This window comes from uncultured Thiohalocapsa sp. (genome assembly GCF_913062725.1).
Classification (GTDB): domain Bacteria; phylum Pseudomonadota; class Gammaproteobacteria; order Chromatiales; family Chromatiaceae; genus Thiohalocapsa.
Genome location: NZ_CAJXWY010000073.1, coordinates 1 through 17684, shown reverse-complemented (window position 1 = coordinate 17684; position 17684 = coordinate 1). Strand labels below are relative to the sequence as shown.

Here is a 17684-nt window from a genome sequence, read left to right as displayed (position 1 = left end):
ATCCGCGACCTCGCCTACGGCAGCGACGAGCTGTCCTACGACTTGGGGGAGGACTGGATCGGTAAACCCTGGACCGATACCGTCACCGCCGAGAGCCGGCCGCGGATCAAGACATTACTGGCGCAGGCGAGCACGGATGTGAGCGCCTGCGCCTGGGAGCAAGTCGGCCACATCAGCCACTCCGGCGCCGAGCTGCCCGTGCGCTACCTGGTCGCGCGCCTCGATGCCCGCCACCTCATCGCCGTGGGTCGCAACCTGCAGGGCATCGCCACGCTGCAGCAGCGGCTGGTGGATGCGCAGCAATCACTGGAGCGTGACTATTGGCGCCTGCGCCAACTGGAGACACGCTATCGGCTGCTGTTCCGCTCCGCCAGCGACGCCATCCTGATCATGGATCCGGACACGGGTAAGGTGGTCGAAGCCAATCCGGCGGCCTCGTTACTGCTGGCCGCGGACTCGCGCCGCCTGGTGGGACGGGCATTCCCCGAGGGCTTCGACGAGGAGGGCACGCGCGCGATCCAATCGCTGGTCGCGGGTATCCGCGCCGCCGGGCGCGCCAATGACGTGCGCGCACGCCTGCGCGCCGGCACGGAGTTCCAGGTCAGCGGTGCGCCGGTGCGCCAGGAGAGCGCATCCTTGATCCTTGTGCGCCTGTCGCCGGTGGACACCGAAGGCGAGCGCCAGCACGCACCGCAGCCACGCTCGCGCCTGAGCCGCATGGTGGAGAAGGCGCCGGACGGCATCGTGCTCACCGCCCAGGACGGACGTATCCTGAGCGCCAACAGCGCCTTTCTTGATCTGGCGCAGCTGACCACCGAAGACCAGGTGCGCGGCGAGTCTCTGGACCGCTGGCTCGGGCGCCCCGGCGTCGACCTGAACGTGCTCATCGCCAACCTGCGCCAGCACGGCGCGGTGCGGCTGTTCGCGACGCAGATCCGCTCCGAGCTCGGCGCCAGCAGCGAGGTGGAAATCTCCGCCGTATCCATCCACAACGGCGATCAGCCGAGCTTCGGCTTCATCATCCGCAACGTCGACCGGCGCGTGTCCGCAGAAGGCGGCGGCGAGCGCGCGCTGCCGAGCTCCATCGAGCACCTGACAGAGCTCGTCGGCCGCGTGCCACTGAAAGAGGTCGTGCGCGAATCCACGGACATGATCGAGCGCCTGTGCATCGAGGCGGCGCTGGAGCTCACCGGTGACAACCGCGCCAGCGCCGCCGAGCTCCTGGGCCTGAGCCGCCAGAGCCTGTACGTGAAGCTGCGACGCTACGGCCTCAGCGAACCCGGGCAGGAGGCGGATTAGCGCGTCGCCCCCGGCGCGCTGGCAGCCACCCGACTCACGTGTCATCCGCCCGGCGCCCCGCCGGCAACCGCGGTCGGGTCCTGCGGTCCGGCGACGACCGCCGATGGCTGCTGACCGCCGTCGCCAACGCCCGGCGGGATGCTTCGGCGCCGACGCTCCGCGCCTGACCCGGCTGACGTCAACCAGTCTTGACGCCGGTCAGCCGAGTCGCAGGCTGCGGCCAACGGCCCAAGCCTTCGGGCTAGACTCCCGATTCAGTTCGCGCGCCGCCGGTGCCGGGTAGACCCACCCGCGCACCGTGCTCAAGCCGCCTGCGTCCACCGAATCGAGCACTGCGCATGACAGAAACGGCCACCGAGCAAGCCCTCCCCGCCCGTCCCCAGCCCAAGGCGATGCTGGAGGTGCTGCATCCCATCACCTGGTTCCCGCCCATGTGGGCCTTCACCTGCGGCGTGGTGTCATCCGGGGTGGACGTGCTGGCGCACTGGGGCCTGCTCATCGCCGGCATCATCCTCACCGGCCCGTTGGTATGCGCCACCAGCCAGGTGGTGAACGACTGGTACGACCGCGACGTGGACGCCATCAACGAGCCGAACCGGCCCATCCCCTCCGGCCGGCTGCCGGGTCTCTGGGGCTACAAGATGGCGGTGGCGGGCACGGTACTGTCGCTCATGGTTGGCGCGGCGCTGGGCCTGTGGGTCTTTCTGGCCACCGTGGTGGGGCTCATCTTCGCCTGGATCTACTCGGCGCCGCCGCTGCGACTGAAGAACAACGGCTGGCTCGGCAACGCCGCCGTCGGCTTCTCCTACGAGACCCTGGCCTGGATCACCGGTGCCGCGGTGATGCTCGGCGGCGCCATGCCGGACGAGCGCATCCTCTGGCTGGCCCTGCTCTACGGCCTGGGCGCCCACGGCATCATGACCCTGAACGACTTCAAGGCCATCGAGGGCGACCGCCAGCTGGGTATCCGCACCCTCCCCGTGCAGCTCGGCGTGAAGGCCGCAGCCTGGGTCGCCTGCGTGGTGATGATGACGCCGCAGTTCATCGTTGTCGGATTCCTGTTCGCCTGGGTCCAGCCGGTGCACGGCGCCGCCGTGGCCGGGCTGGTGATGGTGCAGGGCGTGCTGATGCTGCGCTTTCTCGAGAACCCGCTGCAACGCGCCACCTGGCTCAGCGGGCTCGGCGTCGCGGTCTACGTCACCGGCATGATGATCAGCGCCTTCGCCGTGCGGGCGGCGATTGCCGGCAATACACCTTTGTGAGTGACGGCGCGCGAGGGCTGCACCCGCCTCGATACGCGTCCCTCGATGCCTGTCACGCTCCCCCGGAGAATACGATGAGCGATACCACCGAATTCGATGTTGTGATCGTCGGCGGCGGCCCCGCCGGCGCCACCGCGGCGACCGACCTGGCCCGGCGCGGGCGCCGGGTGCTGCTGTTGGACCGCCCGGGCCGCATCAAGCCCTGCGGCGGCGCCATCCCACCCAAGGCCATCGAGGAATTCGATATCCCCGACGCGCAGCTGGTCGCCAAGATCCGCTCGGCACGCATGGTGGCGCCCAGTGACCGGCATGTGGATATGCCCATCGACGGGGGCTTCGTCGGCATGGTGGACCGGGAGCCCTTCGATGAATGGCTGCGCGCGCGTGCCGCGGCCGCCGGCGCCGAGCGGCGCAACGGCACGTTCACCAAGCTCACCCGGGATGCCGACGACGTGGCGCACATCCACTACCGCCCCGCGGAAGCCACCGATCGCACGGCCGAGGTCAAGGTCAGGGCGAAGGCCGTCATCGGCGCCGACGGCGCCATGTCTTCTGTGGCCAAGCAGTGTATCCCGGGCGCCAAAGAGCTGCCGCATGTGGCGGCCTACCACGAAATCGTGCGCTCGCCGGCGCCGACGTCCGGCACGGGGCTGCATGACTTCGAGCCCAGCCGCTGCGACGTCTACTACCAGGGCAAGCTCTCACCGGACTTTTACGCCTGGATCTTCCCCCACGGCGGGACCACCAGCATCGGCGTCGGCACCGAGCTCAAGGGTTTCTCGCTGCACGATGCGGTGGATCAGCTGCGCCGGGAGACCGGCCTCGACCAGTGCGAGACCCTTCGCCGCGAAGGTGCGCCGATCCCGCTGCACCCGCTGCCCAAGTGGGATAACGGCCGCGATGTGGTCCTGGCGGGGGATGCCGCCGGCGTGGTGGCGCCCGCCTCGGGCGAGGGGATCTACTACGCGCTGGTGGGCGGCCGGCTCGCCGCCGACGCGGTGGAGGAACTGCTGGTCACGGGTCAGGCCAAGGCGCTGGCCACGGCCCGTCGGCGCTTCATGAAGCAGCACGGACGGGTGTTCTGGATACTCGGGCTCATGCAGCGCTTCTGGTACAAAAACGACAAGCGCCGCGAGCGCTTCGTCAGCCTCTGCGACGACCCCGACATCCAGCATCTCACCTGGCAGGCCTATATGCACAAGCGGCTGGTGAAGGCCAAGCCGGCGGCGCACGTGCGCATCTTCTTCAAAGATATGGCACACCTGCTGGGCGTGGTGTCGCCCTGGCGCAAAAAGGCCGGGCCGACCGACGGCCAGGGCGCGCAATTGCCGTCGCCCTAACCGCGGCGGACAAGCTTGAACGACGTGCCCGGCATGGAGCCCGGCACGTCCCGCTGGACGGCTCAGCTGGGTGCTCTATTTCTCCCGGGTGTCGATCTTGAGCGGTAAATAAGCGAAGCAGGTCCGACTCCAGCTGGTGAAGAGCAGGACCAGCGCCACGGCGACCAGCAGCATCTGCGGGCCCAGGCCAGACACAAAAAAGCTCAGGATCATGACCACCGCGGCGGCGATGAGCCGGATGGTGCTGTCTTGCTGACCGACGTTTTTCGGCAGGGCCATAGGAATTGCTCCGTGATGGATGAAGGGAAGAGCGACAGCGCGCAGACCGGCGCGCTGCGACGTGGCGAATTCTACAGGCCCGAGCCAGCGTCGGTGGCATGGACGCCGCTGCGGCTCGACGCCGTGGCAGCGGCGCCGGGTGCCACCGCAACATCCGCCGCCGCCGGGGGTGTCGACGCGAAGCGCTGCGGATTCGCGTTTGATCACCCGCCGGGTTGCCATAGCATGACTGCAGTCGCCAGGGTATCGCGAGTATGACGATCCAGGGTGCGCCGGCCCATAACCTGAACGTTTTTCGCAGCACCAGGAGAGCCCCGACATGAAGCGCGTGATGAACTGGATCGTCCGCCTGCCCTTCGCGGACGCCGGCACCGAGCAATTGCCGCTGCCGAGGCTGTTCAGGCTGTCGCTGTTCCAGGTGTCCGTGGGGATGGCCATGGTGCTGCTCTACGGCACCCTGAACCGCGTCATGGTGGTGGAGCTCGGCGTCTCCGCCTGGCTGGTGTCGCTGATGGTGGCGCTGCCGCTGGTGGCCGCCCCCTTCCGCGCCCTCATCGGCCACCGCTCGGACTATCACCACTCCGCCTTCGGCTGGCGGCGCGTGCCCTATATCGCGCTCGGGAGCATGCTCCAGTACGCCGGCTTCGCCATCATGCCCTATAGCATCCTGATCCTCTCCGACGACGCCAATCAGCTCATGTTCGTCGGTCAGTTCTTCGCCGCGGTTTCCTTCCTGCTGGTGGGCGCCGGCCTGCATACGGTCCAGACCGCCGGGCTGGCGCTGGCGACGGACCTGGCGCCGAAGGAGAAGCGCCCCCGCGTCGTCGCCCTGCTCTATGCGACCCTCCTGCTCGGCATGGGCGCCAGCGCGCTGCTCTTCGGCCATCTGCTCGAGGACTTCTCACACAAGCGACTGGTCGAGGTGGTGCATGCGGCGGCGCTGGCAACCCTGGTGCTGAACCTCATCGCCGCCTGGAAGCAGGAGTCCATCGACCTCAAGCGTGCGGTGGCACAGATCCCCCGGCCGCCGTTCAAGGAGACCTGGCAGGCATTCCTCAAGGGCGGGCGCTCGGCGGGCCTGCTCATCGCCGTCGGCCTCGGCACGGCCGGCTTCAGCATGCAGGAGATCCTGTTGGAGCCCTACGGCGCGCAGGTGCTCGGGCTCACGGTGAGCCAGACGACGTCCCTCACGGCCATCCTCGCCGGCGGCACCTTCATCGCGTTCGTGCTCGCCGGCTATGCCCTGAGCCGCGGCGGTGATGCTTACCAGCTCGCAGCCATCGGCACCGTCGTCGGCATCGGCGGCTTCCTGCTGGTGATCGCCGCGGCCACGGTGGAGTCCCCGCTGGTGTTTCGTATTGGCACCGGATGCATCGGCTTCGGTAATGGCCTGCTCGGTGTGGGCACGCTGACCGCCGCCATGGCTTTGGCCGAGCGCGGCCATGCCGGGCTCGCACTCGGCGCCTGGGGTGCGGTGCAGGCGACATCCCAGGGCGTGGCCATCGCCCTGGGCGGCGCGTTGCGGGATATCACCACAGGACTTGCGGTGGACGGCGTCCTGGGACCGAGCCTGACGGAGGCCTCCGTCGGCTACCGCTTTGTCTACATCATCGAAGTGGTGCTGCTCTTCGCCGCCCTGGCGGTACTGGTGCCGCTGGTGCTTCGCGCCCGCCGCGATCAGCGGCACACCCGCCCCGCCGAGGCACAGTTCGGATTGGACCAGATGCCCTAGCTCCGGGCATCAACGGGCCGAGCCCGCCCCTGACGTGCAACCGCCGGGCAACCGCCGGGCGCCGTCGCGGCGCCGCCCCCGATGACCGCTGGTTGGCAGCCCACGGCGGACAGGATCTCCGAGCGCGCGGTTTCGGTGCTCACAAGGGCTGTGGCCGGGGCGCTGGCGTGCAACGGTGCCGGGGGCAAGAGCGACAGGCCGGTGCGGCCCGCGGGTATCGGCCCGGTGATGGCGTGGGCGTCACCCCCGGGGCATTGGGAGCAGCGCCCGGTCAGCACCGGGCCTTGTGCGACGCATCAGCGGTGATGCGCCGCCGGCGACCTATGGTTCTGGTCCGATGGACCTCCGTCAGGTCGCGGCGGGGTCGACCCCTTAAGGAGTCGTGAGGGCTCGCTGCCTATTGCGCTGGAGCGGCCGGCGCCTCGACGGCCGGCGGCGCCTTGGCAACCTGCACACTGTCCTTGAAGCCGTAGCCCGGCAGGGCAAGGGCATAGGTGTGGATCATCCACATCTGCACGAACAGGATGAAGAAGAACGGGACCATCCAAGTGGCGGGATTGATCACGGTCCAGATCTTCCAGTCTTCTTCTGGATGATCAGGCTCGGCGATTTTGGGGTCGGCCAGCAAATACGGGACTTTCATCGGGATCTCCTCGTTACGAAACCTGAGCGCACTGAGTGCGTTGGGTGGTTTGAGTCAGCGTCAGGCTGATTCAGAACGGTTGCTCGGAATCGGCGCTCAGAACCAGGGCTGATAGACCCAGGTCACCACATGCACGACGGTCGCGATCATGACCCAGCTCCACACGCCATGCTTCCAGTGCTCGTGGAATTCCTTCGCTTGCTCGTCGGTGAGGCCCGACAGGTTCTTGGATTCGGCCATCGAAATAACCTCCGGTGAGGGATTTGATTCGAGTGCCGCCCGGCGGATCCGAACGGGACACTCCGATGCGCGGACGGCGCCTGCGCTCACTGGGGATGCCGGGCATCCAGGGCGCTACATGCCATCCACGAGTGTTAGTGTAACCTGACAGTTCTATGTGTCAAGGTCAATTTACAGAAAATTTTTACGGTTGGCTTGCCAGCCGGGCATCGCGCTCATCAGGACGGGCGCGAGGCGGCGCTGAGGAAGTACCGCGGCGGGTGTGGCTCGCGGGCGTGCGGCGCCGCTCGAGCGGGGGCGGCCGCGGAGAGCTTCAAAGATGCGGGCACAGGAATGCCGCCCGCTGCGCGGGTGACGGTCGAGCAGTTGGATAACGTCCGAGACCGATCACGTGAGGCATGGCGACAGGGGCGTGGCTAGTATCGCGGCGGACCGGCGGTGGGGCGCGGAAACGCGCGCGCCGTGGCAGGGCTTGAGCACCTTTCCCTGCAGTGCCGCCCCCGACAGATCCGCACCAGGCCAATGACGGGACCAGCACGGGCACGACAACGAACGGCCGCGAGCTCCGCCGCTGCAGCAGGCGCGCTCAAGGGCCGCCGCCGGAACGGTCTCCGCGGCGAACAGCGCCGGCTACCAGCCGGCGGTGCCAGCTGGTCGGCCGGAACGACAGAGTTTCGGCGTCAGAGGACCAGCGGACCCTTGAGGTCCACGGTGGGGATGGGATTCTCGCGCAGGCCCTCGGCGGCGAGGATGCGGTTGGCGGCGATGCGCCCGGTCATGGTGGCGGCTTCCATGAGGTTGGCGGGAACTTCCAGACGCACGAAGTCGCCGGCCAGGAAGAGGTTGGGCACATCCGTGTCGATGCCGGGGCGGCCCTGGTAGTCGCCGGGCGCCCAGCGCGGGAAGTTCTGCTGCATGGCGTAGACGTCGTAGAGCACCTTCGCGCCCTTGAGCTGGGGAATCAGCTCGTCCAGCTCGGCGCGCATGATGCGCTTGATCTCCGCCTCCTCGACGACGTGCTCCGGCGCTACGGCATAGGCGTGCAACTCCAGCACCGAGCCCCGGTGGCGCCGCGCCCAATCCTCGTAGGCGGGCTGCATCTGCGAGTAGATGGCAATGCTGTCGGTGTAGCGCCAGCCGCTGACGGTGTAGAAGGGTACGGCCATGGGGGGGCACTCGCGGTCCAGCCACAGGCGCCAGACGATGTAAGGATCGGCGACACCCAGGTCGGCGACGCTGCGCACGAAATCATGCTGCGGCAGCGCCGAGCGCGAGACGATACCTTTTAGCCCCGGTACATCACAGGCGAGCACGAAGTAGTCCGCCTCGATCTCCGGCGTCTTCTGCGTCGCCCGCGGGCTGAAGGTGACGCGCTCGCCGGCATCGGCGACGGCATCCAGCGCCACCAGCGGCACCACCGTGGGTCCGGCGGTGGGCCTGCCCTCGGCGTCATACTTGGCGCCGTGACAGGGACAGGCAAAGCCGCCGGTGGCGGCGTCCAGACCCACCGGGCAGCCCATGTGGGTGCAGCGCCCGGACAGTGCCCGGTAGCTGCCGTCTCCCTCGCGGCGGGCGTAGTAGAGGTTGGCGCCCTGCCAGAACGGCGTCCAGTCGAAGCCGATGTCTGCCGCCGGCACCGTGTGCGGCCCGTCCAGGATATCGCCCGGGCGCTTCATCACGAGCTTCGTCACACCGCCCTCGCCCGCCACCAGCCGGTCCGCCTCGACGCCCGTGATCACCCGGCCGCCCAGCTGGTTCAGCCGTTGGGTCATGGGGGTGATGACCGAGGTCATCGCATCGTCGATGGTCTGGTCGTAGCCCATGCCGTCGGGGTTGCCGAGGAAGAAGAAGTGGAAGAACTTCATGCCCTCGGCGGCGGAGTACTGATTGAACTGGTTGAAGGACGTGTGCGCGAAGGGCTCGATGATGGTGTCCACCATCGGCTGGTTGACGCGCTCGCAGAAGGTCTTGAAATCGATGTCGTCGAAGTTCGCGAAGGTGCGCTCGGGGTCGTAGCGCATCAACTCGTAGAGCTTGCCGAAGGGGTTGTTGAAGTCGAGGATCGAGACGGACTTGGCCTGATTCACCACCGCGAACAAGTTGAACGGGAACACCGTGGTGGTGTTGGTGAAGCTCTCGGTCCCTTTGGCGGGGTCTTTGAAGATGACGGGGTAGTCCAGCACGGGCTTGAAGTTGCCGCGCAGGCCCATCTCGTCGAGCAGCCCGTTCAGGTTGTAGTACTGGTTGAAGAAACCATGAAAGCCATGCTCCATGGCCATGGTTTCGCCGTTGACGTCCACATTCCAGCCGGTGAGGCGCCCGCCCAGATTGTCCGCGCGCTCCACCAGGGTAACCTCGAAGCCGCGCTTCAGCAGTTCGTAGGCGGCGGCCATACCGGCGAGTCCACCGCCCACCACGACCACGCGCTTGTTGTCCACCGGCGCCATCGGCAGGTCGGCGTTGTTCTCGGTGGCGAAGGGCAGCACACTGCGCCGGGGCTGGATGGCATACAGACCGGCAGCCCCCAGGGCGGTGCCGGCGGCGGCGGCGATGCCTGCATTGCGGATGAAGCGACGACGTTGCATGGGCATGGATTTCCTGACGACGACGGGCGGCGCTGGCGAACGGCGCGCAACGAACGGGAATCGGAGGCCGCGACCAGCGCAGGCCGCAGCGTCCGCTGACAAACCGGCAGTCTAAGCCGGCGCCCCGCCGCCGCGCGCTGACGGCCATCAACGTCCGCGCCACAGGGTGGCGACGGCGCAGCTCATGCCGCCAGACCCTTGACCAGTCGCAGGCGAGCACGCAAAGCGGCGCCGGGATCGCACGCGTCGCGACTGGTGGGCGCCATGTCCATGCTAGGCTTGGGCGATCCGCGCATCCGGCTGCAGCCACAGATACGCGCCGGTGGTAACGGGCCAGACGCCGCCCCAGCCCTGTCAACGGAGCCTCAGCATGGCCAAAGCAATGCCCAACGCCTTCGATGCAGACTATCTACTGGTGGGCGGGGGGCTGCAGAATGGACTCATCCTGCTGGCCTTGGCCGTTCGCAAGCCGGATGCCTCGGTGCTACTGCTGGAGCAGTCAGCGGCCATCGGCGGCAATCACATCTGGTCCTTCCAGGCGCTGGATCTGCCCGCCGGCGCGCTGGATTGGGCACGCCCCATCATCGAGCACGAGTGGCCCGGTTATCAGCTCTATTTCGATGACTCTGCGCGCTGGGTGCAGGGGGCCTATCGCTCCCTGAGCTCCGAGCATCTGCACCGGCTGGTCATGCGTGCGGCCGCACGCGCGCAGCGTATCGAGGTGCGGCTCGGCACTGCGGTGGCGGCGGTGGACGGCCACAGCGTGCAGCTCGCCGATGGTACGCACCTGCGCGGGCGGGTCGTGGTGGATGCCCGCGGTCCGGAGGCGGCTCGCGCCATGGGCAGTGGGCGCTTCAGCGGCGGCTATCAAAAGTTCGTCGGCCTGGAGTGCCAGCTCGCGACACCGACGGACCTCGCCGCGCCCATTTTGATGGACACCCGCTGCGTGCAGCACGACGGCTTTCGGTTCCACTACGTCCTGCCCTTCGCGCCGGACCGGGTGCTGATCGAGGATACCTACTTTGCCAACACCCCGGACTTGGATGTGGACGCCCTGAGCCGGACCATCGTCGCCGAGGCGCCGCGGCTTGGCCTGGAGGTCGCCGAGGTGCTGCGCACCGAGGTGGGCGTGCTACCCATGCCCGCCTGGAGCCATTTCCGGGCGACGGACACGAGCCCCATCACCGGTGGCTATGCCGGCGGCTGGTTCAATCCGGGCACCGGCTATTCACTGGCCGCCGCCGCGCAGCTCGCCGAGCACCTATCGGCGGTGCCCATCGCCGACACCTTCGGGCCACAATGGCGGCACCTCACTCGGCGTATGCGCGTCCAGTCGCAGTTCCTGGCCTTCCTGAACCTGCTGATGTTCGGCTTCTTCCACGGCCCCAAGCGCCAGCGGCTGATGGAGCGCTTCTACATGGTCTCAGACCCGGTGATCCACCGCTTCTTCGCCATGCGCAACAACCCCATCGACATGTGGCGCATCATGTATGTGGGGGCACCATGGACGCCCAAGGGCTGGGCGAAGCGGCCACAACGACCGGCAGGGGCCTGAGCCCGAGCGATACCACTCGGCGCTCACAACGGGGAGCGATGACCTCGGTATCCGCGCCGCTTTGGCTGGCGGTCACGTCGCAGGAATCAATGGTGCAGCCGACTTGAACGTCGGTTGCGTGAAGCATGGACAGCGCTCCGAGCGGTGACGGCCGTCACCGCAACATCCCTGTTACCTAAGTCCTTGCGGCCTGCGGTGGAGCACTCGGCCACCATCGTTACCGCAGGCCCTACCGGGCGCGTCGTGCCGTATCGGCGCCGCGTTGCGCGGGCCGGCTGAACGCGACCGGTGCGCGGGTCGCGGATCTTACTGGATCTGCACCTGCGCGACTTGCTGCTCAGGCGCCGGCTGCACGACCGCGGCGGTCTCAGCGGCCCGGACGCTGTCTTTGAAGCCATAGCCCGGCAGGCCGAGCGCATACCAGTGGATCATCCACATCTGGATGAAGAGGATGGCGAAGAAGGGCACCATCCAGGTCGCAGGGTTGATCACGGTCCAGATCTTCCAGTCTTCTTCGGGATGATCAGGCTCGGCGATGGAGGGATCAGCCAAGAGATAGGGAACTTTCATGGATATTCTCCTCGTCGTTCAGGGCTCAGAACCAGGGCTGATAGACCCAGGTCACCACGTGGACTACGGTCGCGATCATGACCCAGCTCCACACGCCATGCTTCCAGTGCTCATGGAATTCTTTCGCTTGCTCGTCGGTGAGGCCCGACAGGTTCTTGGATTCGGCCATCGAAATAACCTCCGAAACAGAACGTCACTATTGGCACGATACAGTGCCGCCAAGGCCCATCGGCGCTGGGCCGCCCGTCTGCCGATAAGCCCATGGGGCGGGGCGGCGGGCCGGCCGCGACGACGCGGCACAGGTGTTAGTCTAACCTGACATTCGTATGTGTCAAGACCAATTTACACTAAAAACTGAGGTTGCATGGTCAATGACTGACCAGGCGCCCCTGCGCATGCCCCTGCGCGTGCCCTAACCGGGCTTGACACCACAGGCACGCTGGCCCGCCCAGGAAAACGCGCGCGCCCCGTCCCGGGCCGGGCCGGGCCGGGCCGGGATGAATGCTGCGGGTGCGGGGTATCGAGCGCTGCGACGATGGCGACACGGGCGCCAAGGGCCTTGGCCGCCCATGCAACTCACCACTCACCAGCAGACCGCCGCAGGCTGGCGCGACAGGCTGGCTGGCGGAGCCGCTTGGGCTGTTTTCAGCGAGTGCGTGCAGGTATCGGACGGGTAGCGGTTCAGCGACCGCACGGCGCACTTCGTGAGGTGCGCCCAGCACTCGGCGTGGGGGGCGGGTAGCAGACCAGCCCCCTCAGCGACGGCAGAGGCGCCGCTCAGCGGGACTGGCCCTGATGCCCGGCGGCGCAGGCCGGGCAGGCGCGGATGACCGTCACCAGGCGTTGAACCACCATTTCGCCAAGAAGATGATGGTGACGAAGATCAACATGGCCGTGGCACCGACCTTGCCGAAGAACAGTGCATTGCCGAACATGGCGCGCCAAACGCCGGCGATGGCCTCGGCGCCGCCATCCATGGGCTGCCCTTGGCGCCCGAACGACAGACCGCCCTTGCCCTGCGCCGGATGATCCGGTGCGGGGGCCGGCGCCGGATTGGATGCGCTCTCCACCCGCGGCTCGGCGGTGATGAGCGCGTAGGGCTGAGTACGGGAGACCTTGAAGAACTCGATCTCCGACTCGGCGCCCGCCTTCTCGATGACAACGAACTCGCAGTCTGCCTCCAGATGCTTGTCTTCGGCGAACATCAGCGCGAAGGCCTCCATGTCTTCGGCCTCGCTGATGTACTCCCATCCCTTGATCTTGTCGGGCCAGGTTCGTCTTGCTGCGTATCGCATGGCTCGCTCCTCTCTCGATGGAAACCCTTGTCGCACGGAACCGGTGTCGCTGGCCCCACAAGCGCTGCGCGGTGTTTGTGATCGCGCCGCCGGTTGCACGGCGGCGGGTATCAACGTCGTTGCTTGCGCCCCGTCACTTGGGGACCCCGACGGCTGTCGTGTAGACTGGACACGACCAGGTGTCTAGAAGGATAGACACATGAACGAAGCCTACAGCAAAACAGGTTCAAGACGGCATGCCCCGGCTCAATAAACGTGTGATCATCATCGGCGCTGGCATGGGCGGTCTCGCCGCCGCCCTGAAACTGGCGCTGGCCGGTGTCGACGTCACCGTCCTGGAGGGCGGCCATCGCCCCGGCGGCAAGCTGCGCGAGCAGCATAAGGACGACAGGTCCTTCTACACCGGTCCCACGGTGCTGACCATGCCCTGGGTGTTCGAGGAGATCTTTGCAGAGGCAGGCGCCGCCTTCCGGGAGCGGGTCAAGCTGCATTGCTCGGATATCCTCGCGCGCCACGCCTGGAGTCAGGACGAGCGCCTGGATCTGTATGGCGATCACGAGCGCTCGGCTGAGGCGATCGCCGCTTTTGCCGGTCAGGCCGAGGCGGACGGGTTTCGGCGCTTCGCCGCGCACGCCAAGCGCGTCTACGAGGCGCTGGACGAGCCTTTCATCCGCTCTTCGCAACCGACGCCCATCACCATTTTCGGGCGCTTCGGCTGGAACGGCCTGAGCGAGCTCATGCGCATCAAGGCGGTGTTCACGCTCTGGCAGGCACTCGGGCAGTACTTCAAGGACCCGCGCCTGCGCCAACTGTTCGGGCGCTATGCCACCTACGTCGGTGCCTCGCCCTACCGGGCGCCGGCGACGCTGATGCTGGTCGCAGACGTCGAGAGCCGCGGCGTCTATGCCGTAGACGGCGGCATCCATCAACTGCCGGAAGCCCTGGCAGCGCTGGCCACGGAGCAGGGGGCCACCATCCGTTACGGCGCCAGGGTGGCGGAGATCCTGACGCAGAAGGGCCATGCCGGCGGCGTGCTGCTGGACGATGGCGAGCGCCTGGACGCCGACGCCGTCATCTGCAACGCCGACGCCGCCGCCCTCGGCGCCGGCCTGTTCGGCGCGCAGGCACGGGCGGCGGTACCGCCTATCCCCGCCGCCAAGCGCTCTCACTCCGTGGTGACCTGGAACCTCGTGGCGCGCCCGCAAGGCTTTCCGATGCACTATCACAACGTCTTCTTTCCGCCGGATTACAAGGCGGAGTTCAAGGCGGTCTTCGATGAGCTGCATCTGCCCCGGGATCCCACCGTCTACATTTGCGCGCAGGACCGTGGCGACCCGAATGCGGCGCCGCCCACGGATCCGGAGCGTCTGCTGCTGGTGGTGAACGCCCCCGCCCGCGGCGATACCGCGACCATTGCGGAGGCTGAGATCCGCCGCTGTGAGGGAAGCGTCATGCGCCTGCTCGAGCACTGCGGGCTGACCCTCGCCGATAGTGAAGAAGTGGCCGTGACCACACCCGCCCATTTCGAGCAGGCCTACCCGGCCTCCGGCGGTGCCGTCTTCGGACGGGTCAATCATGGCTGGTGGGGCTCCTTCGACCGCCCCGGCACCGTAACCAAGCTTCCGGGTCTCTACACCGCCGGCGGCAGCGCTCACCCCGGGCCCGGCATCCCCATGGCGTCCATTTCCGGGCGCCTGGCGGCGGACCAGGTGCTCGCCGATCTCGGCGCCGGCAGTTCGCACTGAGCCCGCCGCCCGCCAGCACCGCCTCGTCCACCCATGCCCAAGGCCCAGCGCGCCCCTTTGCCGGCGCCCCTCTCCATCACCGCCGCCGCCGACCGCGGTTGCGCAGGCGCTGGCAACCACCGGCGCCGACACCCGGCACACTGCCATGGCTGAGCACCACGTCGTCATCATTGGCGCCGGCATGGGCGGCCTCGCCGCCGCGCTGCGCCTCGCCACCCGCGGGGTGCGCGTCACCGTGCTGGAGCGCGCAACCAAGCCCGGCGGGAAGATGCGCGAGGTGGCCGTCAACGGCGCCCTGGTGGACTCGGGGCCCACCGTGGTGACCATGCGCGGGGTATTCGAGGACCTCTTCGACGCCGCCGGCGCAAATCTCTCGGATCACCTGCGTCTGCGACCTGCCGACATCCTCGCCCGCCATGCCTGGAGCGCCGACGAGCGCCTGGATCTGTACGCCGACATCGAGCGCTCGGTGGACGCTATCGGCGACTTCGCCGGCGGCCGCCAGGCCAGGCTCTTCCGGGATTTTTGCGCCCGCGCGGACGATATGTTCCAGACCCTGGAGCGCGCCTTCATCCATGAGCCGGCGCCGACGCCGCTGTCACTGGTGCTGGACTCCGGGCTGATCCCCGTCGCCCGGCTCAAGCCCTACTCGACCCTGTGGCAGGACCTCGGGCGCTTCTTCCCGGATCAGCGCCTGCGCCAGCTCTTCGGGCGCTATGCCACCTATGTCGGCTCCTCGCCCTTCCAGGCCCCACCGACGCTCGGCATCGTCGCGCATGTGGAGCTGGGCGGTGTCTGGCTGGTGGAGGGCGGTATCCACCGGCTGCCCGCCGCACTGGCGACCCTGGCAGCCGAGCGCGGCGTCGTGCTGCGCTATGGCACCGCCGTCAGCGAAGTGTTGGTGCAGCACGGGCGCGCCGCCGGCGTCCGCCTCGCCGACGGCGAAGCGATCACCGCAGATGCGGTGCTCTGTAACGCCGACAGCGCCGCCCTGGCCGCCGGTCTGTTCGGCCGCAAGTCGCGCCGCGCCGTGCGCCGGCACGGTATCAAGGCCCGGTCGCTGTCGGCGGTGACCTTCAGTATCAACGCACCCACGTCCGGTTTCCCGCTGGTGCGGCACAATGTCTTCTTCAGCCGCGACTATGCGGGGGAGTTTTCGGCCATCTTCGAGCAAGGCCGCCTCCCGGACGAGCCCACGGTCTACGTCTGTGCCCAGGACCGCGACGACGCCGGCACCGACCCCGGCGGCCCGGAGCGACTATTCTGCCTGGTGAACGCCCCGCCGCGCGGCGACATCCAACCCTTCGATGCCGGAGAAATCGAGCAATGCGAGGAGCACACCTTCAACCTCCTGGCCCGCTGCGGCCTGCAGGTGGACCTGGCGCCGGAGCGCCGGGTCATCACCACGCCCACGGAGTTCGAGCACCTGTTCCCGGCGACGGGGGGCGCCCTGTACGGGCGCACGTCCCATGGCTGGCAGGGGCCGTTCAGCCGCTCGGGGGCGCGCTCGAAGGTGCCGCGGCTGTACCTGGCGGGGGGCAGCGTGCACCCGGGGCCGGGGGTACCGATGGCGGCGATCTCCGGTCGCCTGGCGGCGGAGGCGGTGCTGGCGGACCTGAGCTCGACCTGAGCGTCCCGCCTCGCGGCTACGCCTGGTGGTATGTCGACGCCCTGAGCGACGACGGCAAGCATGGGCTGACGCTCATCGCGTTCATCGGCAGCGTCTTTTCGCCCTACTATTTCAAGGGTCGCAAGCGCGGACAGGCGGACCCGCAGGATCATGTCTCGCTCAACGTCTGCCTCTACGGCGGGGAGCGCCGCTGGACCATGACCGAGCGCCGGGCGGGCTCGCTATCGCAGACACCGTCGACGCTGACCATCGGCCCGAGCCGCCTGCACTGGGCGCCGGACCACGGCCTCATCATCGCCATCGATGAGATCGGCACACCCATCCCGCAGCGGGTGCGCGGGCGCGTGCATGTCATGCCGCACTTTATCAACGAGCAGGTGTTCACACTGGACGAGGCCGGCCGCCACCGCTGGCGCCCGGTGGCGCCGAGCGCGCGGGTGGACGTGGAGTTGCAGAAGCCGGCGCTGCGCTGGAGCGGTCATGCGTATTTCGATCGTAATTGGGGGGATGAGCCCATCGAGGACGGGTTCGTCTACTGGGACTGGTCCCGCGGCGAGCTCGGTGAGCAGGAAAGCGCCATTCTCTACAACATGAACCGCCGCCACGGCGGGCCCAAGCAGCTCGCGCTGCGCTTCTCTCCCCAGGGGGTCGACGCGTTCGAGCCGCCGCCGAACCACCGCCTGCCGCGCACCCCGATCTGGCAGGTGCCACGCGGCAGCCAGGCGGATGCCGAGCGCCCGCCCAAGGTGTCCAAGACGCTGGAAGACACGCCCTTTTACTCGCGCTCGGTCATCGCCACCCACTTGCTCGGGCGATCCATCACCGCGGTGCACGAGAGCTTGTCACTGAACCGCTTCCGCTCCCCCATCGTGCAGCACATGCTGCCCTATCGGATGCCGCGACGGCGGAAGTAACCGACAACACCGGCGGACGCCGAAGCCCATGCAAGAGGCCGCGATGGCGCTCGAAACCCTGTTTGCGGGCGCCCTGCGCTCCGGGCTCGTCATCGACCTGATCATCGCGCTGGTGCTCGCCGAGGCGCTCCTGCTCCGGTGGCTGCGGCGTCGCTTCCAACGCGGTCCGGGCCTCGCCGCCGTCTGGCCGACCCTGCTCTCGGGCGTCCTGCTGCTGCTGGTGGCCCGCGCAGCGCTCACCCAGGCCGGCTGGGCCTGGATGGCCCTGCTGCTGGCGCTGGCGGGGCTGTCGCATGTGCTCGATCTGCTGCTGCGAGCGCGCGCTTCGCGCCCACGCCGACGGCCGTGAGCCTGACAACGCTGGCTGAGGCGGTGACAGCGGGCGTCCTGTCTGCCTGATCGCAAGCAATCCGGCAAGAGCCGAAGCCCGCACCCTCGCGTGCTCAGCGCCCCTAAACCACCCGCATGCCCCGCCGCTTGAGCCGGTCCGGCTCCACGTCCAGCGCCGCCATCTCGGCACGCACCGCCTGCTCGATGCCGTCGGCATCCAGGCCGCAGACGGCCATCTGCTCATCGTGGCCGCCCTGCTCGACGC

General features: G+C 68.1%; 16 protein-coding genes. 9 read left to right on the top strand and 7 right to left on the bottom strand.

Annotated elements, in window-relative coordinates; genetic code table 11:
• From ppsR to QZ588_RS15800, 3 genes are all read left to right on the top strand, one after another.
• On the top strand, window positions 1-1299 hold a 1299-nt coding region (ppsR, locus tag QZ588_RS15810), incomplete at its 5' end, for a transcriptional regulator PpsR (protein ID WP_295543907.1).
• A 338-nt stretch (window positions 1300-1637) separates the two neighbouring features.
• Window positions 1638-2561, top strand: a complete 924-nt coding sequence (gene chlG, locus QZ588_RS15805) for a chlorophyll synthase ChlG (protein WP_295543906.1) — start codon at window positions 1638-1640, stop codon at window positions 2559-2561.
• Window positions 2562-2635: 74 nt separating this feature from the next.
• The gene (locus QZ588_RS15800; RefSeq protein ID WP_295543905.1) at window positions 2636-3901 is read left to right on the top strand and encodes a geranylgeranyl diphosphate reductase; all 1266 of its coding nucleotides are present in this window, start codon (window positions 2636-2638) and stop codon (window positions 3899-3901) included.
• 75 nt (window positions 3902-3976) lie between these two features.
• On the opposite strand, the gene QZ588_RS15795 is transcribed toward QZ588_RS15800, so the two are convergent.
• Complete coding sequence (locus QZ588_RS15795; RefSeq protein WP_295543904.1) at window positions 3977-4180, bottom strand: DUF2892 domain-containing protein; 204 nt, start codon at window positions 4178-4180, stop codon at window positions 3977-3979.
• A gap of 319 nt (window positions 4181-4499) precedes the next feature.
• Here QZ588_RS15795 and QZ588_RS15790 point away from each other — a divergent pair, with 319 nt between their 5' ends.
• On the top strand, window positions 4500-5912 hold the full coding sequence (locus tag QZ588_RS15790; RefSeq protein ID WP_295543903.1) for a BCD family MFS transporter: 1413 nt from the start codon (window positions 4500-4502) through the stop codon (window positions 5910-5912).
• Window positions 5913-6309: 397 nt separating this feature from the next.
• Here the strand turns inward: QZ588_RS15790 and pufA (QZ588_RS15785) are convergent, their stop codons facing one another.
• The 3 genes from pufA (QZ588_RS15785) to QZ588_RS15775 form a co-directional block, all read right to left on the bottom strand.
• Window positions 6310-6555 (bottom strand): light-harvesting antenna LH1, alpha subunit, encoded by a 246-nt coding sequence (gene pufA / locus QZ588_RS15785; protein WP_295543902.1) that lies wholly within the window; start codon window positions 6553-6555, stop codon window positions 6310-6312.
• Between the two features lie 96 nt (window positions 6556-6651).
• Window positions 6652-6795 carry a light-harvesting antenna LH1, beta subunit gene (gene pufB, locus QZ588_RS15780; protein WP_200238069.1) on the bottom strand — a complete coding sequence of 48 codons (144 nt, stop codon included), beginning with the start codon at window positions 6793-6795 and terminating at the stop codon, window positions 6652-6654.
• A gap of 680 nt (window positions 6796-7475) precedes the next feature.
• Window positions 7476-9380 (bottom strand): FAD-dependent oxidoreductase, encoded by a 1905-nt coding sequence (locus tag QZ588_RS15775; protein WP_295543901.1) that lies wholly within the window; start codon window positions 9378-9380, stop codon window positions 7476-7478.
• Window positions 9381-9750: 370 nt separating this feature from the next.
• Between QZ588_RS15775 and crtY the strand changes: the two genes are divergently transcribed.
• On the top strand, window positions 9751-10935 hold the full coding sequence (gene crtY, locus QZ588_RS15770; RefSeq protein WP_295543900.1) for a lycopene beta-cyclase CrtY: 1185 nt from the start codon (window positions 9751-9753) through the stop codon (window positions 10933-10935).
• Between the two features lie 306 nt (window positions 10936-11241).
• Here the strand turns inward: crtY and pufA (QZ588_RS15765) are convergent, their stop codons facing one another.
• From pufA (QZ588_RS15765) to QZ588_RS15755, 3 genes are all read right to left on the bottom strand, one after another.
• The gene (pufA, locus tag QZ588_RS15765; RefSeq protein WP_295543899.1) at window positions 11242-11505 is read right to left on the bottom strand and encodes a light-harvesting antenna LH1, alpha subunit; all 264 of its coding nucleotides are present in this window, start codon (window positions 11503-11505) and stop codon (window positions 11242-11244) included.
• Window positions 11506-11530: 25 nt separating this feature from the next.
• Entirely contained in the window at window positions 11531-11674 is a 144-nt protein-coding gene (gene pufB / locus QZ588_RS15760) for a light-harvesting antenna LH1, beta subunit (protein WP_200238069.1), read from the bottom strand.
• Between the two features lie 664 nt (window positions 11675-12338).
• A complete protein-coding gene (locus QZ588_RS15755) occupies window positions 12339-12800 on the bottom strand; it encodes a hypothetical protein (protein ID WP_295543898.1) in 462 nt (153 codons plus the stop codon).
• Window positions 12801-13036: 236 nt separating this feature from the next.
• On the opposite strand from QZ588_RS15755, the gene crtD (QZ588_RS15750) reads away from it, so the two are divergent.
• The 4 genes from crtD (QZ588_RS15750) (at window position 13037) to QZ588_RS15735 (ending at window position 17438) form a co-directional block, all read left to right on the top strand.
• Window positions 13037-14545, top strand: a complete 1509-nt coding sequence (gene crtD / locus QZ588_RS15750; protein WP_295543897.1) for a 1-hydroxycarotenoid 3,4-desaturase CrtD — start codon at window positions 13037-13039, stop codon at window positions 14543-14545.
• A gap of 145 nt (window positions 14546-14690) precedes the next feature.
• The gene (gene crtD / locus QZ588_RS15745) at window positions 14691-16175 is read left to right on the top strand and encodes a 1-hydroxycarotenoid 3,4-desaturase CrtD (protein ID WP_295543896.1); all 1485 of its coding nucleotides are present in this window, start codon (window positions 14691-14693) and stop codon (window positions 16173-16175) included.
• 197 nt (window positions 16176-16372) lie between these two features.
• Window positions 16373-17089, top strand: a complete 717-nt coding sequence (locus tag QZ588_RS15740; protein WP_295543895.1) for a carotenoid 1,2-hydratase — start codon at window positions 16373-16375, stop codon at window positions 17087-17089.
• Window positions 17090-17117: 28 nt separating this feature from the next.
• Window positions 17118-17438 (top strand): hypothetical protein, encoded by a 321-nt coding sequence (locus QZ588_RS15735; protein WP_295543894.1) that lies wholly within the window; start codon window positions 17118-17120, stop codon window positions 17436-17438.
• Window positions 17439-17684: the final 246 nt, after the last annotated feature.